Below are 20,197 nucleotides of genomic sequence, written 5' to 3'. Positions count from 1 at the left end.
CGTTACGGCAACCAACTCAGGTGGCCGTGCAGGAATGTGTACCCGATATAGGCCACCGTGTCGATCGTGGCGTGCGCGAGTATCAACGGCCACAGGCGATTGGTGCGCTGCCAGAATCGGCCGAAGATCACACCCATGACCAGATTGCCGAGTCCGCCACCGAGGCCCTGATACAGGTGGTAGCTGCCGCGCAGCAGTGCGGCGGCGAGCAGCGATCGGTTCGCCGTCCAGCCCAGTTGGCGCAGGCGGGTCAGCAGGTAGCCGACCACCAGCACTTCCTCGGCGACAGCGTTCGCGCAGGCGGCCAGCACCAGTACCGGCAGGCGCCACCAGTGGTCGCCGAGGGAGGCGGGCACGATGGTCACGCTGAAGCCGAGCGCGTGCGCGGTCAAATACAGTCCGAGCCCGGGGATTCCGATCAGGGCGGCCAGGCCGAGCCCGGGCAGCACGTCCTGGCGCCAGCGCAGGCGGCGCGCGAGTCCGATCGCCCGCGGTCCGATTCCGCTGCGCCACAGCAGATACAGGCCCAGCGCCGCCCAGCCCAGCAGCCGTAGCACGCTCAGCAGCTGGAACAGCAGATCCAGCAGCGGCAGCTCCGACCGCGACGGGTTCAGGCGCATGGTCTGCCCGCCCACCCCGCCGGGGGAGAGCGCGCTCTCCACCAGCGACAGCGCCGCGCTGAGTCCGCTGAGCCCGAAGGTGACGATCAGCACCACCACGATCTCGAGCCGGATGCCCCGGCGGTCCCGCTCGGTCAGCTCGGTCTCGCCCGGCTCAGCACGCATGCGTCCGAATCTATTGCCTCGATTCGATCGCGCGAACTAGATGCGCCGGATGCCGTTGAGGAAGGGGCAGCCCGCGAGGGTGCGCACCGCGCGGCTGAGCGCCTCGATGTCGTCGGCGGGCGTGCTGAACGGCAGGCGGAAGTCGTGGTCGCCGTCGTGTCCCTCGATGCGCAGTGTGAGCCCGTAGCGGTCGATGGCGAGTGGATGGACCGCGCCGGTGCGCAGTCGCGGCGGGAGGTGGCGGGCCAGCTGGGCGATGATGTCGGCGTGGTCGGCGTCCAGGTGTTGTAGCCACGCGGATTCCATGGCGCAGAACGGATCCGGCTGTGCTCGCCGCAGCTGGTCCAGGCATACCGATTCGGCGCCGGTCGAGTCCGCCATCACCGCGGACTCCAGCACCAGCCGCAGCAGGGTCGCGGTGTGCCCGATATCGAGCAGCGCCGGATGCGGATAGTCCTTGGCGACCTCGCCGGCCAGCGCCCGTTGCGCCTGGACCGGCACCGACCGCACCGATCCGCGCAGCCACACCAGGGAGCGGACCGGTTCGCGGAGCGGCAGCGGGGCGTGATCGGTCAATTCCAGGACCGCCGCGGACGATCCGGCCCGCGCGTTGCCGACCAGCACCGCGGCTACCGATGCCGAGGGCACCGCGATCACCACGTCTCCGCATTCGCGCAGGTAGTGCACGGAGGTCGGGGTCGGGTCGACACCGGGCAGCGCGAGCACGGCCTGCTCGGCGTGGGCGCACGAACTCCGCACTCGCTCAGCGGTCGTCGGCGCGATGGTCGAAGTCGGCATGCAAACCTCCGAGAGCAGGCAGTGAATTAGGTAAACCTAAGCTAAGTCACGAAGATCACTTCCGCAACCTCTCCGCCGCCGGAGATTCGGCCGGGATTACGGTTGCCGTGTGGACAACGCTGGGGCGAACGAGCCGGTACTGCTGGCGCTGACGGTGCCCGGCCGCGGCAGCCTGGTCGACGGACTGGTGCGGGCGGCGGCCCCCGAGGAGACCACGGTCGACGCCGACGTGCCCGACGCGGACCTCGCGGACTTCCTGGCGGCGGCCGCACACGCGGAGCGCGGGTTCGTTGCCCGCACGACCAGCGGCGACCGGGCCGTGGCCGTGGTCGCGGCGACAGTGGCCGCCCTGTGCGGCGAGGACATCCGCACCGCCCTGCGACGGCCCGACATCGCGTTCCTGACCGGGTTGAAACCCGCCGCCGTCGAGGCCGCGCGGACCGTGTTGCTGGGGATCGACACCGATGCCGTCGACGAGGTCACCCGGGCGCTGCGGATTCTCGCCCCGAATTAGCCCGCGATGGCGGAGCCCGCCCCGCCGACGCAAGTAACCTCGTAGACGTGCCGCGTATCGCGTACTTCGGTCCCTCCGGGACATTCACCGAGATGGCCCTGGCCAAACTCGAATCCACCGGCGTCTTCGCTGCCCCGGTGGAGCGGATCGCCGCGCCGAGCCAGGGCGCCGCGCTGGAATTGATCCGTGCCGGGCAGGTCGACGGTGCGGTGGTGCCGATCGAGAGTTCGGTGGAGGGCTCGATCTCGGCGACCCTGGATTCGCTGGCGATCGGCCCCCGATTACAGATCATCGCCGAGACGGAACTCGAGGTGTCCTTCACGATCCTGGGCAAGGCCGGTGCCGGGCTGCGCGAGATCGGTACGCTCGCCGCCTATCCGGTGGCCGCCGCCCAGGTCCGCGAATGGATCGCCCGCGAGTTGCCGGACGCGCGGCTCTACACCTCCGCCTCGAACGCGGCCGCCGCCGAGGATGTGGTGGCCGGGCACGCGGAAGCCGCGGTGTCCACCGCGCTGGCGGGTGAGCGGCTCGGACTGGCCACGCTCGCCTCCGGCGTGGCCGATCACGACCAGGCGATCACCCGCTTCGTCCTGGTCACCCGGCCCTGCGCGGCACCGGCCGCGACCGGCGCCGACCGCACCTCGATCGTGCTGGAACTGGCCAACGAGCCGGGCTCGCTGATGCGCGCGTTCGCCGAATTCGCCACCCGCGGCATCGATCTGACCCGGATCGAATCCCGGCCCACCCGAACACGTTTCGGCACCTACCGGTTCTATCTGGACTGTGTCGGGCATATCGACGACACCGCGGTGGCCGAAGCGCTCAAGGCGTTGCACCGCACCGCGCACATCCGGTTCCTGGGTTCCTGGCCGGCGACCTCGGCCACCGGAACCCCGCCCCCGTCGGACGAGGCGGCGGCGGAATGGTTGACGCAGTTGCGAAAGGGGGACGCGCCATGACCGCGCGTGACGTCTCGCCCGGAGGCAGGCTGATCCTGGTCCGGCACGGTGAGACCGAGGGTAATGTCGCCAAGATCCTCGACACCCGGGTGCCGGGCCTGCCGTTGACCGAACGCGGTGCGGCGCAAGCGAAAGCATTCGGCGCGCACCTATCCGCACCCCCGCAGGCGCTGTTCAGCTCGGCCGCGTTGCGGGCCCGGCAGACCGCCGCGTACATCGAGGCCGCCACCGGTGTGCCCGCGGAGGTACTCGAAGGCGTGCACGAGGTTCAGGTGGGTGAGTTGGAGGGCCGCAGCGACCGCGAGTCGCACGATGCCTTCCTCGCGGTGTATCACGCCTGGCACGAAGGCGATCTGACGCGCCGCGTGCCCGGCGGCGAATCCGGTCACGAGGTCCTGGAACGTTTCATCCCGATGCTGGATCAGCTGCGCGCAAGCTACCTGACCACCCCCGCCTCCGGTGATGTGCTGCTGGTGATCCACGGTGCCGCGATGCGTCTGCTCGGCCGCAGCCTGGCGGGTGTGACCCCGCCCTTCTCCACCAACAACCACCTCGACAACACCGAGACCATCGAACTCGCCCCGCAACCCGACGGCGGCTGGGCCTGCCTACGGTGGGGCCGGTTCACGCCGCCGTTCACCTACAAAGCCGAACGCAGCCAAGACGATCCGATGGGCTGACACGACAGAACCCACCGGTTCGCCGGGCAGGCGAGCCGGTGGGTTCGGTCGTGACTACGCGGGGCCGGCGGTCGGCGCGAAATCTTCGCGCTCGGGGAGCGAGTTCATCAGATCGAGCAGCGCCTGGCGGAGCCGGGCATTGCTGCCGCTGCTGATCGAGGACCACTTGGTGCCGTCGTCCGCGATGCTCGCGGTGACGACGATCCGGCCGCCGCGGGTATTGAACAGCGCGATGTGGTTGTCGGCGATATCGCGGGTGCCGTCGCCGTAGACCACCGCCGAAATCTGCGCGTGCGAATGGATTTCGACCAGGGCCGACGCGAGTACCTGCACGTCCCGGTTCGGGGTGCAGACCTTGCTCAGCCGTTCGGTCGTCGCGGCCGCATCCCCGACATCGCCGAAAATCGGTGCAAGCAGCTCGGTTTGGGCGTTCATGGCCGAGATCTCGAGCGGCTCCGAGGCGCCGAGCGCCGCGATGATCGGGCCCGGCAGATCCTCGTCGACCACGCTGAGCACATAGGATTCCGGCCCGCGCAGGGCGAGGACCGCCAGGTCGTCACCCTTTGCGAGGCAGAGCCGGCTGACCACGCCGTCGACGACCAGGCGCAGCGCGAGCACCCAGTGCGGCCGGTACAGCGTGCGCAGCCGGTCTTCGAGTTCCGGTTGGACCGCCCGGTCGACCACGAGATCGCGGTCGGTCAGGGACTGGGCGGCCACGTCCATCGCCGCGTCGTGGGCGAGTTGGTCGTCATAGCGCCCGGTGGCTTGCAGCACCACGGGCATCTCGTCGAGTTCCAGTTTCTCCAGGAGGAACTGCATCTCGTCGAGCGACAACGCCACGCTTCCGAGCATGGATGGGCCGTGGCCCGCACCCAGAATGGTCACTTATTCTGTCCGGTGCTGGCGCCGATGACACCGTCGGCGATGAAGCGACCGTCGGCGAACTGATCGTCCTGGAGGTCGACGGCGGGCTTGCGGTCCTGCTCCTCGTCCTCGTTGTTGGTGGCGGCGCGGTTGGGCACCAGCGGGCTGTTCAAGTTGGACGCCGGACGGGTCGCGGCGGTCTCCATCCGCATGCCGGTGCCGCTGGCGGGCAGCGAGCCCAGGCCCATGCCGCCGACGGTGGCCGGCGTGCCCCAGCCCGAAGGCAGTTGCACGGTGCTGGCCCCGATGGTGGACGGGACGGTGATCGCGGGTGCTGCCGCGGCGGCGACGGTGGCCGGAGCCACCAGGGCGGCGGTGCCGGCCGGCGCGGTGGCCGCGGAGACCGCGGCGCCGGCGATGTTCGCCCCCGTGCCGACGACGCTGCTGGCGGCCGTGCCCGCCACATTGGCGACCTGGGTGGCAACGCCGCCCGCGTTCTGCACGGCGGCCGAGGCCGCGCTCATCACCATGCTGATCGGGTCGGCGGCGCCTGCACCCTCGGCGATGTGCGGCGGATCGGTGAACTCGCCGGGGGTCGACACCTGAACGGTGGTCGCCGCCTCGTAGGTCTCCATGGTCAGCGCGGCGCGCAGATCCATTGCGGCCTTGGCGGCCTCGATGGCTTCGGCGTCACCGCGCAGCGCGCCACCGGTACTGTGCGAGGCGACCCGCGCGGTTTCCAGCGCGATGATCTCCGGCAGGCTCGGCATGGCGATCGAGGCCACGGTGTAGGCGGCCGCGTTGGCGGCGGTCTTGGCGCTCAGGGCGGCGGCCATCACGCCCTGCTGCTCGGCCCAGCCGGTGAATCCGGCGAGCTTGCCGATCGCGGACATGCCGTTGATGCCCTGCATGCCGACGCCGAGTTCGGCGACGACGCGGGACACGGTGGCCGTGGCGTCGACCCAGACGGCGGTGAGCGCGCCCCAGGCGGTGGAGGCCGCCGAGATCGGGACGGCGTGCGCGCCCGCGTTGAGCGCGATGGAATTGGCTTCGGCCATGCGCGGCAGCCAGAACACCCCGGTGATACCTGCGGTCATGCTTGTTTCTCCCCTGTGATCAGTACTAGTGGTATCCGGTGGCCTAGACGATGGTGTTCATGACGGCGCTCATGATGCTCGCCTTGGCCGAATCCTCGGCGATGTGGCCGGCGAGCTGGGCGCGCAGCACGCTGGCGGCGTGGTGCAGCTCGAGCACGCCCTGCGCGACCACGCGGTCGTGGCTGGTGGCGGCGGTGTTGAAGTGATTCGCGGCGAGCAAGGACACTTCCTCGGCGCCGGAGGGAATCACGTGTGTGGCAGGAGCCGTGAGCGCACCGGCGGCGGCGAGCCGATCGGCGAGCAGGTCCAGCTCCGCGGCAGCGAGCAGGACAGCTTCGGGTGTGATATTTACCAGGCCAACCATGACTCGACTCCTTCTAGTGGCGGCAAATGGGCGGAACCACGAGAATTCCCCCTTCGAGTGATAGGACGCGACAGCGCTGCGATCGGTTCCATCGAATCCCCTACTTCTTGCAACGATCTTGCCCAGCTCTTAATGAACCCGCAAGCTCGAACAAGATTATCCCCATCCCAGCTCATGCAGCCGGTCTTCGTCAATCCCGAAGTAGTGCGCGATCTCGTGGATCACAGTGATGGCGACCTCGTCGACGACCTCGTCCGCGTCGGCGCAGATGTCGAGAATCGCGTCCCGGTAGATCGTCACGGTGTCCGGCAGCATGCCGCCGTACTGGCTGTCGACCCGATCGGTGAGCGCGATCCCCTGGTAGAGACCGAGCAGATGGGGGTCCTCGGCGTTGCGCGGTTCGATCAGGACCACCACGTTGTCGATGGCGCGGGCCAGTTCCGGCGGGATCTGGTCGAGCGCGTCGCCGACCAGTTCCTCGAACCGGTCCTCGGACATGGAGACCGACATGGTCCCTACCGGGGCTGTGGCTGCGGCGGCAGCGGTGCGGCGCCGGGCAGCGGCGCCGGAGTCGAGCGGCCGGTGTTCGGCGGCGGCACGGGGGCTTGACCGTTGATCAGGATCTCGCCCTTGGCCGAACCCTGGATCGGCGCGAAACCCTCACGGTCGGTGCCCTTTCCGATCATGCAGTCCAGTTTGCGGCTGCCCGCCAGCCAGCTGCGCGCGTCGATGTAGTCGAAGAACAGCGTCAGCGTCTTGATCCGGATGGCGTCGGGCGCGCCGAGGTAGTCGGTGGAGGTGCGGGTGCATTCCTCCTCGACCACCTTGTCCTGCTCTTCCTTGGCGGGCGGGCGGCCTTGGAAGTGGGCGCTCAGATCGACCGTGGAGATGATCTCCACGGCGTGCGGCTGGGCGCAGTCGACCGGATCGGTCGGCAGGTTCTGGTTGATGCCCAGGCAGGTGCCCGGCGCGAACACCTTGGACTGGTCCTGCTCGATCGCGCTGCCGGTCGAGGTCAGCGGCGTGCCGGTGCTGCCGGAGAATTGGAGCCCGCAGCGCAGCGTGCGATCGCCGTGCTTCCAGCCGTCGGGGCTCGGGTACATCAGCCCCACGACGTAGCGCCCGCGCGGATCGAATTTGCCCTGCATGTACTGCTGTACCGCGGGGACGCAGTGCTCTTCCTTGAGTTCGGTCAGCCGTAGCGAGTCGGGAAAGCGGGAACCGGAACCGAATTCGACGCCCGGATACTTGCTCATGTCGATATCGGCGGCGACCTCGAACAGATGCTTGCTGGAGCAGGCGACCTTCACCAGGTCGGAGCGGTCGGGCTTGGTCCAGGACAGGCAGTCACCGGCCGAGGCGGTTCCGAACTCCTTGTCCAGCACGGTGTCCGCGGGCGCGGCGGGATTGTGCGCTTCCAGGCCGTTCTCATTGTCGAAACCGGTGATGAACAGGCCGACCAGGGAGGCGATGACGGCACCGGTCGCGACGGCCAGCAGCACCCAGCGCAGGGTGGGCGCGGGCAGTTGCACCTTGCCGCCGGAGAGCACCTTGCGGTCGATGATCAGCTGATCCCGCAGCGCCCGGGCACGCGTGTCCGACCCCTCGGTGTGCTCGTCGGGGTAATCGGAGTACGCATCGTCGTCGGACATCGCGCTCCATCATGGCAGTGTCGGAGCGGCTGTGCCACGACCCCGGGCTCAGCCACGCAGTGCGGACAGGAACAGACCGGGCAGGCGGGCCGGATTGCCGCCCGCGTAGAACTCGGTGAGTTTGCGCCCGGTCGCCGCGCCGGTGGCATTGCTGACGAACCACGGCGGTTTGGGGGTGAGCGCCACTTCGCCGTGCAGCAGGGCGCGCGGCGCGGGCCGGAACGGGCCGCGGATCACGGTGCGTTCCACGTCGTCGAGCAGGAAGGCGTTGTGCACCACGCCGATTCCGCTCTGCACGTCCTCGAGGGTGTGGCCCGGGAACGCGCCCCAGGACGCGCGCGGCGTCAGGAACGCCAGCCCGGTCCAGGCGTTGATCGCGATGGTGCCGTAGCGCAGCCGCTCGACGGCGCGGTCGAAGGCGGTGCCCAGGCGCCGGATCACGGTGGGATGGGCCAGCACATTGGCGCCGAGCGTGCCGACGAGCTCGGTATTGGCGAAGTCGACGGCGCGGGCCAGGAATTCACCGCCGGTGCCCGGCAGTTCGACGACGCCGAGTACGGGCGCGAAGTATTCGGTGCGCAGCAGCGGCGTGTCGGTGCTCGGCAACTGGCTGACCAGCACCCGCCCCTGCCCGAGGCGTTCGGCGTCGGGATAGGCCGCGAGCGCGTCGGCGACGCGGGTGTCGCTGCCGGGGTAGTAGGGCTTGCGGCCCGGTGCGAGTTCGAGCGCGGCGCGCAGCTCGTTCAGGAATCGGTGTCGCAGCGGCCAGTCCGCGCTCAGCACCACCGTCTGCGCGGCGACGCAGTTGTAGCCGCCGTTGTGCAGGCGCTGGGTCGCGAGGTGCTCGGCCTGGTATTGCAGGTCCGCTTCGGACCAGTCGCCGGGCACCACGATGGTCGGGGCGACGCCGCCGAGCTCGCTGGTGATCGGCTTGTCCAGCTGCTTCTTCCGGCGCTTGCCGGTGCCCCACACGATGGTGTCGTGGGTGTGGGCGCTGCCGGTCATGTGCACGTGCGCGACCTCGGTGTGGCGCACCAGGTACGTGCCTGCTTCGGCGCCGCCGACCAGGATGCGCAGCACGCCCAGCTCCAGCAGCGGCGCGAAGATCATCTCGAACACCGGGTACAGCGGATCGGTGAGCGGGTTCAGCTTCAGCGCCACCACCCGGTTGTGCGCGTACAGCTCGTACAGGGCGTCCAGCGCCGGGATCGAGGTGACATTGCCCGCGCCGAGCACCGCGCCGATGCCGTGGGTGGCGCCCGGCTCGAGCTGGGCCAGGCCCGCGCGCTGCCGCGCGGTATCGGCGTCCACGCCGGGCCGCAGCCACACCTCACCGCGGAAACCGTTGAGCAGCAGGCGATCGTAGCCGTCGTGCGGCAGGATCGGCACCGCCACCCGAGCGCCGGGCGCGCTGCCCAGCCGCACACCGTCGAGCGGGCTGCGGCCCTCCACCAGCGCGGTCATGGTCGCCTCGAGCGCGGCGGTGGCCTGGAGCAGGGCCAGCGGCCCCGACATCCACTCCTCGCCGAGCAGCGGGGAGTCCGGGGCCAGGCCCTTGATCTCGCCGGCGGCGCGCACCCAGTCCGCGGCGAAGCGGCCGGTGCGCCGATGCAGTTCGCCGAGCAGTTCGCGGCGCCGGCGCAGCGAGGTCCGGGCCCAGACTTTCTCGCCTGCGGCCAGCTCGGCGAGCGCGTTGTCGATGCTCGATCTGTGAAAAGACTCGGTGTCGAAAGTCGTACCCACAGGCCAACTATGCGCGCGCGGGGCGATCGACTCGCCGGAACCGGGCAGATCGGCGCAAACCGGCCAAACCCGCGGCCGCAGATATCCAGGTGAAAGCCGCATCCGGCGCCGACTAGGCTGGTTGTCCATGATCGACCTCCGACTCCTGCGGGAAGACCCCGAAGCGGTCCGCGCCTCGCAGCGCGCCCGCGGTGAAGACCCGGCCCTCGTCGACGCTCTACTCGAAGCCGACGTGGCGCGCCGCTCCGCCATCGCCACCGCCGACACCCTGCGCGCCGAGCACAAGGCGATGGGCAAGGTGATCGGCAAGGCCGCCAAGGAGGAGCGCCCGGCCCTGCTCGCGCAGGCCACGGAGATGTCGGTGAAGGTCAAGGAGGCCGAGGCCGCGCAGGCCGCCGCCGAAGCCGAGCTGGATGCCGCGCATCGCGCGATCTCCAATGTGGTGCAGGCGGGCGCGCCCGCGGGCGGCGAGGACGACTACGTCCTGCTGGAAACGGTCGGCACGCCCACCACCTTCGATTTCGAGCCGAAGGACCATCTGGAACTCGGCGAATCGCTGGGCCTGATCGATATGGAACGCGGCGCCAAGGTGTCGGGTTCGCGGTTCTACTTCCTCACCGGCTACGGCGCGCTGCTACAGCTGGGCATGCTGCAACTGGCGGCGCAGAAGGCGGTGGCCAACGGGTTCACCATGATGATCCCGCCGGTGCTGGTGCGCCCGGAGATCATGGCGGGCACCGGGTTCCTCGGCCAGCACGCCGACGAGGTCTACCACCTGCCGGAACAGGATCTGTACCTGGTCGGTACCTCGGAGGTGCCGCTGGCCGGCTACCACGCCGACGAGATCCTGGATCTGAGCGAGGGCCCGAAGCGGTACGCGGGCTGGTCGTCGTGCTTCCGCAGCGAGGCGGGCAGCTACGGCAAGGACACCCGCGGCATCATCCGGGTGCACCAGTTCGACAAGGTGGAGATGTTCGTCTACACCACCCCCGAGCAGGCCGACGCCGAGCACCAGCGGCTGCTGGCCTGGGAGCGGGAAATGCTCGCGGCCGTCGAGGTGCCTTATCGCGTCATCGACACCGCGGCGGGCGATCTGGGCAGTTCGGCGGCGCGCAAGTTCGATTGCGAGGCTTGGGTTCCCACCCAGCAGACCTACCGCGAACTGTCGTCCACGTCGAACTGCACCACCTTCCAGGCTCGTCGCCTGGCCGTGCGCTACCGCGACGAGAATGGGAAACCGCAGATCGCAGCCACTTTGAATGGCACACTGGCGACCACCCGGTGGATCGTGGCCATCCTGGAGAACCACCAGCAGGCCGACGGTTCGGTCCGAGTTCCCGCCGCGCTGGTGCCGTTCGTGGGCACCGATGTGCTGAAGCCGAAAGCGTCCGTCAAGTAATAGCCAGCGGTTCGCCGCTCCTGATTCCCTAGTTGTGGCAACCGCCGAGAATCATTGCCTCTACGCTATTCCCCGTGCGAGGAATCGGGGCGCGCGGCGATACCCGAACCCGGGTGCGGGCGGCATCGGCGCTGGCGACAGCAATGGTCATGGCTCGGACCACCGGGGCGTTCTACGTCATGGGTGGTGTGCTGGGCTTGGTGATAACCGCCATCGCCCCGGGCTCGGAGGGTAATCGACCGCTGGTTGGCACAGCGGCAGCGATCGCGCTGCTGCTGGGCCTGACGTTGTTGGCGTGGGGTCCGCGATTACCCCACGGGATCCACCATGCCTATGTCGCGATCGCGACGGTGCTGGTCACCATCGCGGTGCATTCGTTCCCGAATACCGTCGGCGCGATCAGTCTCGCGGCGTTCTACGTGTTCGTTGCCTGCGACGCGGCGCTGTTCTTCCGGTGGAGCCAGGCCGCCGCGCATCTCGCCTTCGCCATCGTGCTGTGCCTGTGGGTACTGCCGACCCGGGATCTGCCCTGGTGGTCCGGCCTGATCCCGGCGGGCGTCACCTTCGGTGTCGGGGTGGTGGTGGGCATTCTGACCCGGATGGCCTCCGAAGCCGATATCGACGTGCTGACCGGGCTGCACAACCGGCGCGGTTTCGACCGCGCGCTCAACGGCGCGATCGAGCTGGCCACCCGGAACGGGCAGGGCCTTTCGCTGGTGCTGGTCGATCTGGACCGCTTCCAGAAGATCAACGATCATCTCGGGCACCGCGCCGGTGACGCGGTGCTGCAGCGGGTCGCCGACACCTGGTCGGGTCTGCTGCAAGCGGATCAGGTGCTCGCCCGCTACGGCGGTGACGCGTTCGCGCTGCTGTTGCCGAACACCACCGAGCAGGCCGCGATCCTGCTCACCGAGCAGTTGCGGGCCGCGGTCACCACCGGCTGTTCGGCCGGTGTGACCTCATGGCAGCCGGGTGAATCCGGGTCGCTGCTGGTGTCGCGCGCCGATGTGGGTCTGTATCGAGCCAAGCAGGCCGGGCGCAATCGCACGGTGCTGGAATCGTCGCGGCAGCTGCCGCTGGCGGTCGAATTGCGGGAGGCCATCGATCGCGGTGCGCTCGATGTGCACTATCAGCCGATCGTCAGTCTCAGCGAGGGCGGCGGCAAGGCGGTCGGCGTGGAGGCGCTGCTGCGCTGGTCCTCGACCGCGCAGCCCGACGTCACCACCGAGGGGTTGATCCGGGTCGCGGAGGAGTACGACCTCATCGCCGATCTGGACGAGCTGGTGCTGCGCCGTGCCTGCGCCGACGCCGCTCGCCTCCAGGAGACCTTCGCCCAGCTGGATCTGACGTTGAACGTCAATGTCAGCGGGCTGGAGCTGGCCGAAACCGGTTACGCCGATCGGGTTTCGGGGATTCTCGCCAGTACCGGCTGGCCCGCCGATCAGCTGGTCCTCGAAGTGACCGAGAGCGAGCTGGCCGCGGAATCGCAGACCGCCATCGACAATCTGCATACGCTCCGCGACCGCGGCGTGCGTATCGCCATCGACGATTTCGGCACCGGCTATTCGTCGCTGAGCCGGCTGGCGACGTTGCCCAGCGACATTCTCAAGGTCGATCAGTCGTTCGTGGCGGCGATCCGATCCGACTCGCCCGCGCCGCCTTTGCTCGGTGTGATCGCGGCGCTCAGCTCCGCGCTGGATCTCCAGGTGATCGCGGAGGGCGTCGAGACCGAATACCAGGCGGCGGTGCTCACCGAGCTGGGTTTCGCGCTGGCACAGGGTTACCACTACAGCGATTCGCATCCGGTCGCCGAATTGATCAGCGATCTCAACGAGGGGCAGGGCCGCGTCGGTCCCGTGGCAGACGACGACCCCATGGCCTCCACCAACGGCTGGCTGCCGCTGGGGTGACCACGGGGTCGCGGTAAATCGTTGTCGTGCGGCGAGTTACGCCATGGTGGCGTAACTGGCGAGGAGTTCCTCGCTCTCGCGCGAGAACTTCCAGGTGCCGTCGACGTTCTTCCAGGTGACCGCGATCGGGTAGCAGGTGCCGAGGCAGCTGTTCAGGGTCGCGTTGAGCGTATCGCCGTCGACGGTGACCGGCCCGATCACCGACCAGGTGTAGCCGGGGAGCCGGTTGATGACCTGGCCGACGGTCGCGAGCTTGCTCGGGTCACCCGACTCGAGTTCCGCCGCCGAGCCATTGAGTGCCGCCTGGAGCTTGCCCTGGAGTTCGGCCGGCGCGGGCGCGGCCGGTGCGGCGAGGGCGACCGGTGCCGTGACGACCACGGCGGCGCCGACCGGGAGCAGCAGGGCGGCGGCCGTCATCGAGGCCGCGGCGAACGAGCGAATCATGGGTGTATCTCCTTGTGCTAGGTAAGCCTAAGCTTAAGAGGCACCCTACACCCGGACCGTCTCAGTCGCGCCGGTCCACGGCCGCCCATGCGGCCAACGCCACAGCGCCGGACACCACGGCCACCGACGGCCACGCGCCGATCCTCTTGGCCAGCGGATGCGAAACACCCATGGCGCCCACCGTGACTCCGGTCAGTGCGGCCGCACCGCCTGCGCCTACCGTCCGGTACCAGCGCGGTAGCGCGGCCAGCGTGCCCGCCGCGAATACCGCGCCACCCAGCTGTCGCTGTTTGGTCGCCTGCGCGAGCGCGAAACCACCGGTGAGTCCACCGGCGGCCAGCAGCGACGTGGGAATCCGAGCCATGGTCAACCTCCACCTGAATGCGATCGAATGCGCTTCCGACCCTAGCCTCGGCGCGAATCCACACAGGTCAGCGCGGTTCGCATCGGAAAAGGCTTGACTGCTCGATCATGTGCGATGAGAGTGGGGACCATGCGCATGCTCATCTACGGCTGTTGATTCTCCTCGAATCCCCATGACCGCGGAGTTCGCGGTCTGACACTGCGCGCGGTGCTGTTCAAGGGCTCGCGCGATCTGCTTCCGCTGTACGCACTGTACGCACTGCTGTTCGCAGAACACGGTCTGAACACGGCGCAGATCTCCTCATTGCTGGCGATGTGGTCCTTGACCGCGTTCGTCCTCGAGGTGCCCTCGGGCGCCTGGGCGGACACGGTGTCGCGCCGAATGCTGTTGGTGCTCAGTGCCGCGCTCATGGCCCTGGGCTTCATCATCTGGACTGTGGCGCCGTCCTATCTCGGCTTCGCGCTCGGTTTCGTGCTGTGGGGCGCGGCCGGCGCTTTGGAGTCCGGCACTTTCCAGGCATTGCTCTACGACGAACTCGTCACGCGCGGTGCGCGTTCCGCCTACCCCCGGATCATGGGTTATGCCCGGGCCGCACAGGAAATCTCGGTAGTCGTCGCGATCATGGCCGCCGCTCCGCTCTACGCCTGGGGCGGCTACGCGCTCGTCGGCTGGTCCAGCGTCGCGGTCGCCGTCCTGCACACCGGCATCGCCTGCACGCTCCCGCGCGCGCCCGTGGCGGTCTCCGCCGGCGCGGTAGCGGAGTTGGAAGAGCAACTCGCCGAGTCGGATACGCCGTCGGCCGAGCCGGCCGAAACACCGGTTCGAGACAGCGTCGTGGCCGCTGCCGGGCCCCTCGACGGGTCCGCTCGCCCGGCTGGCTCTGCCGCGCTCGGAATCGCAGATGCTGACGTCCGAGGTGGCGTCGGTCGCACTGCGCGCGATGAGCGGGCGCTGTTCACCCGGTACCTGTCGATGTTGCGCACCGGAATTGCCGAGGCGGTTCGGGTGCGGCGCGTGCGGTTCGGGGTGCTGCTGGCGTCGCTGCTGTACGGGATCACCTCGTTCGACGAGTATTTCGCGCTGCTGGCGCAGTCGGCGGGTGCGGCCACGGCGGTGGTGGCGGTGCTGGTCGGGGTGACGGTGCTCGGGTCGATGGCGGGGGCGCTGCTGGCGGGGCGGACCGAGGGGATGTCGGCGCGCACGATGACGGTGGCGCTGGCGCTGGCGTCGCTGCTGTTCATCGCCGGTTCGCTGGTGGCGGGGCTGGCGTTCGACCGCCCGGCGGCGGTGTATGCGCTGACCGGGCTCGGTTTCATCGCGATCGGCGTGGCCTACGGCACTGTCTACAACAGCGGCGTGGTGGCCGAGGCGCGGTTGCAGGATTCGATCGAGGGTCCGGCGCGCGCGACCGTCACCTCCGTGTCCGGGCTGTTGTCGGAGATTGTCGCCCTGGCGGTGTTCGGTTTCGTCGCGGTGGCCACCGTGTGGTTGTCCATGGCGGTGACCCTGGCGCTGCTCGGCCTGGTGATCCTGGCCATCGCGGTGCTGGTTCCGGCCTGGTTGCCGCGGGAATCCTAGAATCTGGCAGAGAGCATTGCCAGAATCCGGTTTGTGTGGGACCGTCGGTGTCAGACGCGCTCGGCCGAAGGCCGAGCCTGGACCGATGGGTGCGATGCAATGGCGCATGACAACCAGTTCCTGCCGACTCCGCCGCTGTTCACGGAGTTCCCCTTCAAGTACGCGGTGCCCGTCTTCGCGCCCGGGGATCTGCGGTGCACAGCCGCGCAGCGGGACTCGTTCCGCCGGTTCGCGCAGGTGGGCGACCCCCTGGCCGACGAGGTGGTCGCCATGTTCGGGCGGCTGCCGGTCGGCGAGGGGCGGCGCATGTTCGAGCGCGCCGTCGAATCCGGGATCGACAGCGTGCCGGACGCGCCCGCCGCACTGCGGGCGTTCTTCGCGCAGGTCGAAGCCGAGCCGTACTGGCTGGATCGCGGCAAGCTCGACCGCGGCGCCCGGGTGGTGGGCCGCACCAGCGTGTGGGGTGGCGTCGCCATGGGCATGTTCGCGCTGATGGGCGGCTATCTCGCCTCTCGCGCAGACAAAGCCCTGGTCGGCACCGGTGATTTGAACTCGATGGCGCCGCGGCGGCTGGCCGAGACCACCCAGTGGTGGCTCGATGTCACCACTCCCGGTGCGCTGCACCGGCATTCGGTCGGCTACCAGAGCGTGCTGCGGGTCCGGCTGATGCACGCGCTGGTCCGCGCGGGGATGAACCGGCGACCGGACTGGGATTACGCGGCCTGGGACCACCCGGTGAACCAGGTGCTCACCGTCGGCACCCTCGGCCTGTTCTCGATGGCGAATCTGGTCGGCGCGCAGGCTCTCGGCCTGCGGTTCTCAGCGGGGGAGAAAGACGCCGTCTTCCATCTCTGGCGCTACGTCGGCTTCCTGCTCGGCATCGACCAGGAGATCCTGCCCACCAATGAAACCGACACCTGGCGCGCCTTCTGGATACTGGCCGACACCGAGTTCATCCCCGACGCCGATTCCCAGCGCCTGGCCCAGGCGCTGATGTCCGCCGCGGGTGGCCTGTTCGTCGGCACCGACACCGCCGCTCAGCGCGCGGTCCGCCGGATCGTCACCGGCTACATGCTCGCCTACAGTCGAATCGTCCTGGGCCCCACCAACTCCGACTTCCTCGGACTGCCGGACCGGCAACTCTTCAAATCCGCCGTCCTGGCCACCGCCGCCGTCAACTCCGTACTCGAGGCCCCACGCCAGTTGATCCCCGGCGCCACCCGCCTCACCGAGAACCTGGGTGCCCGGATCCGTACCCGCCTGGTCCGCGGCTCGGTCGCCCGCAACGGTGGCGACCGCACCTACGCCCGCCACGACACCTACGCTCGCCCCGCCCTGCGCGCCGGCTGATCGCTGACGGCTCGGCGGTCAGGCCGCGACGAACGGTTGATCGGCACCGGTCAGGCCCCAGCGGCCTCGACTGTCCGGAGGCCGGAATCCGGATTCGATTCGTCGAAGGCGGTCACGGCCGGCGGATTGCGGTCTACCCGACCGTACCTGTGGATATCTGTGGATGGTTGCGCACAGGCGGTGCGGTCCTGGCAGTACGGTGCCGGGATGGACAGGCGGACGCGGTGGGGGCTGGTGTTCGGTTTCGGTATCGGTGCGGGCGTAGCGGTGCAGAGCCGGATCAACGGAGCGCTCGGGGCGCGGTTGCAGGACGGGATCGCCGCCGCGGTGGTCAGTTTCGCGACCGGGCTGCTCGTCCTGGCGGCCGTGTTCGCGGTCAGCGGGCGGCTGCGAGGACAGGTCGGGGCGGTGTGGCACGCGGTGCGCGGTGGGGAATTGCGCCCTTGGCAGTTGCTGGGCGGGGTATTCGGGGCGCTGTTCGTGGGATGCCAGGGGCTGACCGTCGGCGCGATCGGAGTCACCGCGTTCACGGTGGCGGCGGTCGCGGGGCAGCTGGTGAGCAGTCTGCTGGTGGACCGGCTCGGCGTGGCGCCGAGTGGGCGGGCGGCGGTCACCGGAACCCGGATCGCGGGTGCGGCGCTGGCGGTGGCCGCGGTGTTGCTCGCGGGGACACAGCGCGCGGATGGTTCGCAAGGCGCGCTCGCACTGCCGGATTCGGTGCGGCACCTGCCGACGGTCCTGCTGATCGTGCTGCCCGCGCTCGCCGGTATCGGGCTGGCGTGGCAGCAGGCGGTGAACGGGCGGGTCGGCGCGGTCGGCGGGCCGATCTCGGCGGCGCTGGTGAATTTCGCTGTGGGACTGGTGGTTCTGGTCGCACTCGAAACGCTGGTGCTGGCCACGGTGGGCGGCCCCGCCGAATTCCCCGCCGAGCCCTGGCTCTATCTCGGCGGGATCATCGGCGTCGCGTTCATCGCCTTGGCGGCGTTGACAGTGCGCTGGATCAGCGTGCTGCTGCTCGGCCTCACCTCGGTGGCCGGGCAGCTCACCATGGCGCTGGTGCTGGACCTGGCCCTGCCGACCGGGCGGGGTCTGTCGCCTCTGTCGGTGCTCGGCTGCCTGCTGACCTTGACGGCGGTCGGCATCGCCGCCCGCCGGAGCTGATCAGAGCTTGCGGCTGCGCAGCTCATGCCCCTTGGAGGTCTTGCAGCGGCCCGACTCCAGATCCCACTGCCAGCCGTGCAGGTTGCAGGTGAGCGTATTGCCTTCCACCACACCGAATTTCGACAGATCGGCCTTGAGGTGCGGGCAGCGGCGCTGAATCTCCCAGCCCGCGAGCTCGGTGGAGGCGCTGTCGTCGTGCGCCTCGGAGAACCAGCCGTCGGCGTAGGCGATGCGCTCATCGGTGAGGCATTTGAAGAACGTGTACAGGAATTCGTTGTATCCGCCGATCCGCCACGCCTGGAAGCGGGTGGACAGGAAGATGGTGTTCACCCAGTCCGGTTCGTTGTCGCGCAGCACGGTGCGGACCAGTTCGGGGGCGATCCGGAATCCGTAGCGGTAGCGGCCTTCACCCTCGATCGGCGCCCGCACCGTCCGCTTCGGGAAGTCCAGCACCACCGTTTCGTCGCCGAGCACCAGCCCGACCGGGTAGCCGATACCGTCGCAGATCAGATCCGACTGCGCCATGATCGGCTCGAACAGTGCCTTCAGCGGCTCCAGGAAAGGTTCGGAACCCGTTGCCCAACCGGCCTTCTCGGCCGCGAGCACGGGCGCGAGGCGCTGCGCCATATCCGCGATGTAGGCGGCCTTGTCGTCATAGATCGTGGCCGGGTCGACCGGATGCTCCAGCGCCGCAAGGTCTTTGCCGTGCACGTCGGCCACGGAGCCGGGGATCATCAGGATCCCGCCCTCGTTGCCGTGGATCCGCATCTGCTCCAGGAACACCATCTGATCCGGGAAGATGTTGCCCTCGTCGCCGCGATCGTCGTTGAGGTAACGCAGTTCCTCGTCCAGGAACACCGGCGGACCGGCCGAGGGCACCACCCAGGTCGCGCCGACCTGCTCGATGTAGCTGCGCGCCCGGTCCATACCGCGCTGCCGCTTCTGCTTCCCGAAATTCGACTTGGTGCGGGCCGGGATGTCGTACACCATCGGATACCAGATCGCGCCCGAGTACTGGAGCAGATGGATGTCGATGTGCCCGAACGCGTCGTGCACCACGTCCATGTCGACGGGGCGGGCGTCGTTCATGTTGAAACAGGTGGTCTCGCCGTCGGAGACGATCAGGCCGGAATCACCGATCGGGCCGTCGGCGGGCGCGCGCAACGCCACGATCATGATGTCGAGCTGCGCGTCCGCGGGGACACCCGACCGCCACGGCATACCGATCAGCGAATGCTTCACCGAATCGTCGGTCTCGAAGAAGCGGTGGAAACCGAGCTTCACCAGTTCCCGGCGCAGATCCGGCACCGGATAGTCCGGCAGCAGCACGGTCGCGTCCTTGTTGACGTGATCGGCCAGCGTCTTCGCGTCGAAATGGTCGCGGTGCAGGTGCGAGACATAGAGGAAGTCGCAGTTGCCCAGCTCGTCCCAGTCCAGCCGCGTGTTGTCGGGGAACGGGAACCACGAACCGAAATACGCGGGGTTGACCCAGGGATCGCAAAGGATTGTCCCGGCCGCGGTGCGGATGTGGAATCCGGCGTGTCCGACGCTGGTGATCTGCACGAGCTGCTCCTCCTACCGTTACCGGTCATCCAGGGTACGGCTAGGGAGAAATGTCCCCGATGCAGTACCCCTCCGGCTGTTCTACCAGGGTGAATGTTCGCTTCTGCGCGACGCCCGCGGAGTTCGTGACCGGCGCGGTCACCGACACGTAGTCACCGCGCAGCCGTTGCGATTCGATGTCCTCGTCGGTGAACTCGACGGTGCCGGTGAGGCGGCCGGGATTGTTGAACAGGGGCGCGGGGACCGGTCTGCCGGAGCCGGTGGGATCCCAGGTCGCCGGGGTCGCCGCGCAGACCAGCGGGTAGTCGCCCTCTTTGTCGGCGGGGTCGATGGGTGTGCCGACGAAACGTAGGAGATAGCGGCGGACCGTGTGCCGGGCGTCGGCTTCGTCGTAACCGGGCTGGGCGCCGGTCGAGAAGACGCGCGGGCAGGCATAGCCGGCGGTGACCGCGGCCCGCTCCACGGTCACGGTGGTGTCGGAGTCTTTCCAGGTCAGCGTGTCCGCGGTGGCGGTGCCGGGAGTGGCGAGCGCCGCCAGGACGACGTCCGGGTCGGCGTACATGGTCTGCGCGCTCCTGGGCGGGATGGTCCAGCACGCGGCCTGCAACTCGGTCAGCGATTTCGAGCGCAGGTCCGCGGCCCAGCGGCGCAGGGCGGGCGCGGCCTCGGGCACTCCGGCGACCGCACCGACCGGTGGCGCGTCGTCGGGCGGCGTCGCCGAGGTGGACGCGGCCGGGGACGGGATGGCGGCCGGTGGTGTGGTGGCGGCGGGGGCGGCGGCGGCGCGAGCGGGTTCGTCGCCGGGGATCCCGGCGACCGAATCACATCCCGCCAGCAGCAACGCCCCGGCCAGCCCGAGCGTCACCGCTCGACGTGACTTGCGTTCGCCGACACCCGATTTCGGCCGAGCCCGATACACTTCGACGATCCTCTTCCTCGATTCGGAATTGCGCTGCTCACTCTGCCGTACCG

At 69.1% G+C, this 20,197-nt stretch carries 20 protein-coding genes; 8 read left to right on the top strand and 12 right to left on the bottom strand.

Features of this window, described 5'->3' with window-relative positions; genetic code table 11:
- Positions 1-2: 2 nt before the first annotated feature.
- Both ACFVMC_RS05700 and ACFVMC_RS05695 read right to left on the bottom strand, forming a co-directional pair.
- A complete protein-coding gene (locus tag ACFVMC_RS05700) occupies positions 3-785 on the bottom strand; it encodes a CPBP family intramembrane glutamic endopeptidase (protein ID WP_379207177.1) in 783 nt (260 codons plus the stop codon).
- Positions 786-821: 36 nt separating this feature from the next.
- Complete coding sequence (locus tag ACFVMC_RS05695) at positions 822-1,583, bottom strand: DUF2470 domain-containing protein (RefSeq protein ID WP_379207175.1); 762 nt, start codon at positions 1,581-1,583, stop codon at positions 822-824.
- A gap of 109 nt (positions 1,584-1,692) precedes the next feature.
- On the opposite strand from ACFVMC_RS05695, the gene ACFVMC_RS05690 reads away from it, so the two are divergent.
- From ACFVMC_RS05690 to ACFVMC_RS05680, 3 genes are read left to right on the top strand one after another with little or no spacing between them, the layout of a single operon-like run.
- A complete protein-coding gene (locus ACFVMC_RS05690; RefSeq protein ID WP_379207174.1) occupies positions 1,693-2,097 on the top strand; it encodes a hypothetical protein in 405 nt (134 codons plus the stop codon).
- A gap of 47 nt (positions 2,098-2,144) precedes the next feature.
- Entirely contained in the window at positions 2,145-3,056 is a 912-nt protein-coding gene (gene pheA / locus ACFVMC_RS05685) for a prephenate dehydratase (protein ID WP_379207172.1), read from the top strand.
- Positions 3,053-3,736, top strand: a complete 684-nt coding sequence (locus tag ACFVMC_RS05680) for a histidine phosphatase family protein (RefSeq protein WP_379207170.1) — start codon at positions 3,053-3,055, stop codon at positions 3,734-3,736. Before pheA ends, ACFVMC_RS05680 begins: the two co-directional genes overlap by 4 nt.
- A gap of 54 nt (positions 3,737-3,790) precedes the next feature.
- Here the strand turns inward: ACFVMC_RS05680 and ACFVMC_RS05675 are convergent, their stop codons facing one another.
- From ACFVMC_RS05675 to ACFVMC_RS05650, 6 genes are all read right to left on the bottom strand, one after another.
- Positions 3,791-4,576, bottom strand: coding sequence for an ESX secretion-associated protein EspG (locus ACFVMC_RS05675; RefSeq protein ID WP_379207169.1), 786 nt, complete (start codon positions 4,574-4,576; stop codon positions 3,791-3,793).
- 41 nt (positions 4,577-4,617) lie between these two features.
- Entirely contained in the window at positions 4,618-5,697 is a 1,080-nt protein-coding gene (locus ACFVMC_RS05670; RefSeq protein WP_379207168.1) for a PPE domain-containing protein, read from the bottom strand.
- 43 nt (positions 5,698-5,740) lie between these two features.
- Positions 5,741-6,061, bottom strand: coding sequence for a PE domain-containing protein (locus tag ACFVMC_RS05665; protein ID WP_379207166.1), 321 nt, complete (start codon positions 6,059-6,061; stop codon positions 5,741-5,743).
- 156 nt (positions 6,062-6,217) lie between these two features.
- Positions 6,218-6,571, bottom strand: coding sequence for a metallopeptidase family protein (locus tag ACFVMC_RS05660; RefSeq protein ID WP_379207164.1), 354 nt, complete (start codon positions 6,569-6,571; stop codon positions 6,218-6,220).
- A 5-nt stretch (positions 6,572-6,576) separates the two neighbouring features.
- Entirely contained in the window at positions 6,577-7,713 is a 1,137-nt protein-coding gene (locus ACFVMC_RS05655; RefSeq protein WP_379207162.1) for a septum formation family protein, read from the bottom strand.
- A gap of 48 nt (positions 7,714-7,761) precedes the next feature.
- A complete protein-coding gene (locus ACFVMC_RS05650) occupies positions 7,762-9,456 on the bottom strand; it encodes an aldehyde dehydrogenase family protein (protein ID WP_379207160.1) in 1,695 nt (564 codons plus the stop codon).
- A gap of 127 nt (positions 9,457-9,583) precedes the next feature.
- Between ACFVMC_RS05650 and serS the strand changes: the two genes are divergently transcribed.
- Both serS and ACFVMC_RS05640 read left to right on the top strand, forming a co-directional pair.
- A complete protein-coding gene (gene serS, locus ACFVMC_RS05645) occupies positions 9,584-10,855 on the top strand; it encodes a serine--tRNA ligase (RefSeq protein WP_379207158.1) in 1,272 nt (423 codons plus the stop codon).
- Between the two features lie 74 nt (positions 10,856-10,929).
- The gene (locus tag ACFVMC_RS05640) at positions 10,930-12,765 is read left to right on the top strand and encodes a putative bifunctional diguanylate cyclase/phosphodiesterase (protein ID WP_379207157.1); all 1,836 of its coding nucleotides are present in this window, start codon (positions 10,930-10,932) and stop codon (positions 12,763-12,765) included.
- Between the two features lie 36 nt (positions 12,766-12,801).
- Here the strand turns inward: ACFVMC_RS05640 and ACFVMC_RS05635 are convergent, their stop codons facing one another.
- The gene (locus ACFVMC_RS05635) at positions 12,802-13,209 is read right to left on the bottom strand and encodes a hypothetical protein (protein ID WP_379207155.1); all 408 of its coding nucleotides are present in this window, start codon (positions 13,207-13,209) and stop codon (positions 12,802-12,804) included.
- Between the two features lie 61 nt (positions 13,210-13,270).
- Positions 13,271-13,573 (bottom strand): hypothetical protein, encoded by a 303-nt coding sequence (locus ACFVMC_RS05630; protein WP_379207153.1) that lies wholly within the window; start codon positions 13,571-13,573, stop codon positions 13,271-13,273.
- Positions 13,574-13,780: 207 nt separating this feature from the next.
- Here ACFVMC_RS05630 and ACFVMC_RS05625 point away from each other — a divergent pair, with 207 nt between their 5' ends.
- The 3 genes from ACFVMC_RS05625 to ACFVMC_RS05615 all read left to right on the top strand — a co-directional run bounded on the left by ACFVMC_RS05625 (position 13,781) and on the right by ACFVMC_RS05615 (position 17,662).
- A complete protein-coding gene (locus ACFVMC_RS05625; RefSeq protein ID WP_379207151.1) occupies positions 13,781-15,151 on the top strand; it encodes an MFS transporter in 1,371 nt (456 codons plus the stop codon).
- Positions 15,152-15,250: 99 nt separating this feature from the next.
- Complete coding sequence (locus ACFVMC_RS05620; protein WP_379207149.1) at positions 15,251-16,501, top strand: oxygenase MpaB family protein; 1,251 nt, start codon at positions 15,251-15,253, stop codon at positions 16,499-16,501.
- Positions 16,502-16,708: 207 nt separating this feature from the next.
- Positions 16,709-17,662, top strand: a complete 954-nt coding sequence (locus ACFVMC_RS05615) for a DMT family transporter (RefSeq protein WP_379207147.1) — start codon at positions 16,709-16,711, stop codon at positions 17,660-17,662.
- Here the strand turns inward: ACFVMC_RS05615 and ACFVMC_RS05610 are convergent, their stop codons facing one another.
- Both ACFVMC_RS05610 and ACFVMC_RS05605 read right to left on the bottom strand, forming a co-directional pair.
- Positions 17,663-19,225, bottom strand: coding sequence for a Rieske 2Fe-2S domain-containing protein (locus tag ACFVMC_RS05610; RefSeq protein WP_379207145.1), 1,563 nt, complete (start codon positions 19,223-19,225; stop codon positions 17,663-17,665).
- Between the two features lie 40 nt (positions 19,226-19,265).
- A complete protein-coding gene (locus ACFVMC_RS05605) occupies positions 19,266-20,144 on the bottom strand; it encodes a hypothetical protein (protein WP_379207143.1) in 879 nt (292 codons plus the stop codon).
- Positions 20,145-20,197: the final 53 nt, after the last annotated feature.

It is taken from the genome of Nocardia sp. NPDC127579, from assembly GCF_042672005.1.
Lineage (GTDB): Bacteria > Actinomycetota > Actinomycetes > Mycobacteriales > Mycobacteriaceae > Nocardia.
Note: the sequence above shows the minus strand (reverse complement) of the source record. Positions and strands in the feature narration are given on the sequence as shown.

Bases quoted from the DNA above. Each gene is read 5' to 3' on its own strand.
- ACFVMC_RS05620 (WP_379207149.1), top strand. From the start codon at position 15,251: ATGGCGCATGACAACCAGTTCCTGCCGACTCCGCCGCTGTTCACGGAG.
- ACFVMC_RS05655 (WP_379207162.1), bottom strand. From the start codon at position 7,713: ATGTCCGACGACGATGCGTACTCCGATTACCCCGACGAGCACACCGAG.
- ACFVMC_RS05700 (WP_379207177.1), bottom strand. From the start codon at position 785: ATGCGTGCTGAGCCGGGCGAGACCGAGCTGACCGAGCGGGACCGCCGG.
- ACFVMC_RS05630 (WP_379207153.1), bottom strand. From the start codon at position 13,573: ATGGCTCGGATTCCCACGTCGCTGCTGGCCGCCGGTGGACTCACCGGT.
- ACFVMC_RS05615 (WP_379207147.1), top strand. From the start codon at position 16,709: ATGGACAGGCGGACGCGGTGGGGGCTGGTGTTCGGTTTCGGTATCGGT.
- ACFVMC_RS05635 (WP_379207155.1), bottom strand. From the start codon at position 13,209: ATGATTCGCTCGTTCGCCGCGGCCTCGATGACGGCCGCCGCCCTGCTG.
- ACFVMC_RS05665 (WP_379207166.1), bottom strand. From the start codon at position 6,061: ATGGTTGGCCTGGTAAATATCACACCCGAAGCTGTCCTGCTCGCTGCC.
- ACFVMC_RS05660 (WP_379207164.1), bottom strand. From the start codon at position 6,571: ATGTCGGTCTCCATGTCCGAGGACCGGTTCGAGGAACTGGTCGGCGAC.
- serS (WP_379207158.1), top strand. From the start codon at position 9,584: ATGATCGACCTCCGACTCCTGCGGGAAGACCCCGAAGCGGTCCGCGCC.
- ACFVMC_RS05670 (WP_379207168.1), bottom strand. From the start codon at position 5,697: ATGACCGCAGGTATCACCGGGGTGTTCTGGCTGCCGCGCATGGCCGAA.
- ACFVMC_RS05680 (WP_379207170.1), top strand. From the start codon at position 3,053: ATGACCGCGCGTGACGTCTCGCCCGGAGGCAGGCTGATCCTGGTCCGG.
- ACFVMC_RS05695 (WP_379207175.1), bottom strand. From the start codon at position 1,583: ATGCCGACTTCGACCATCGCGCCGACGACCGCTGAGCGAGTGCGGAGT.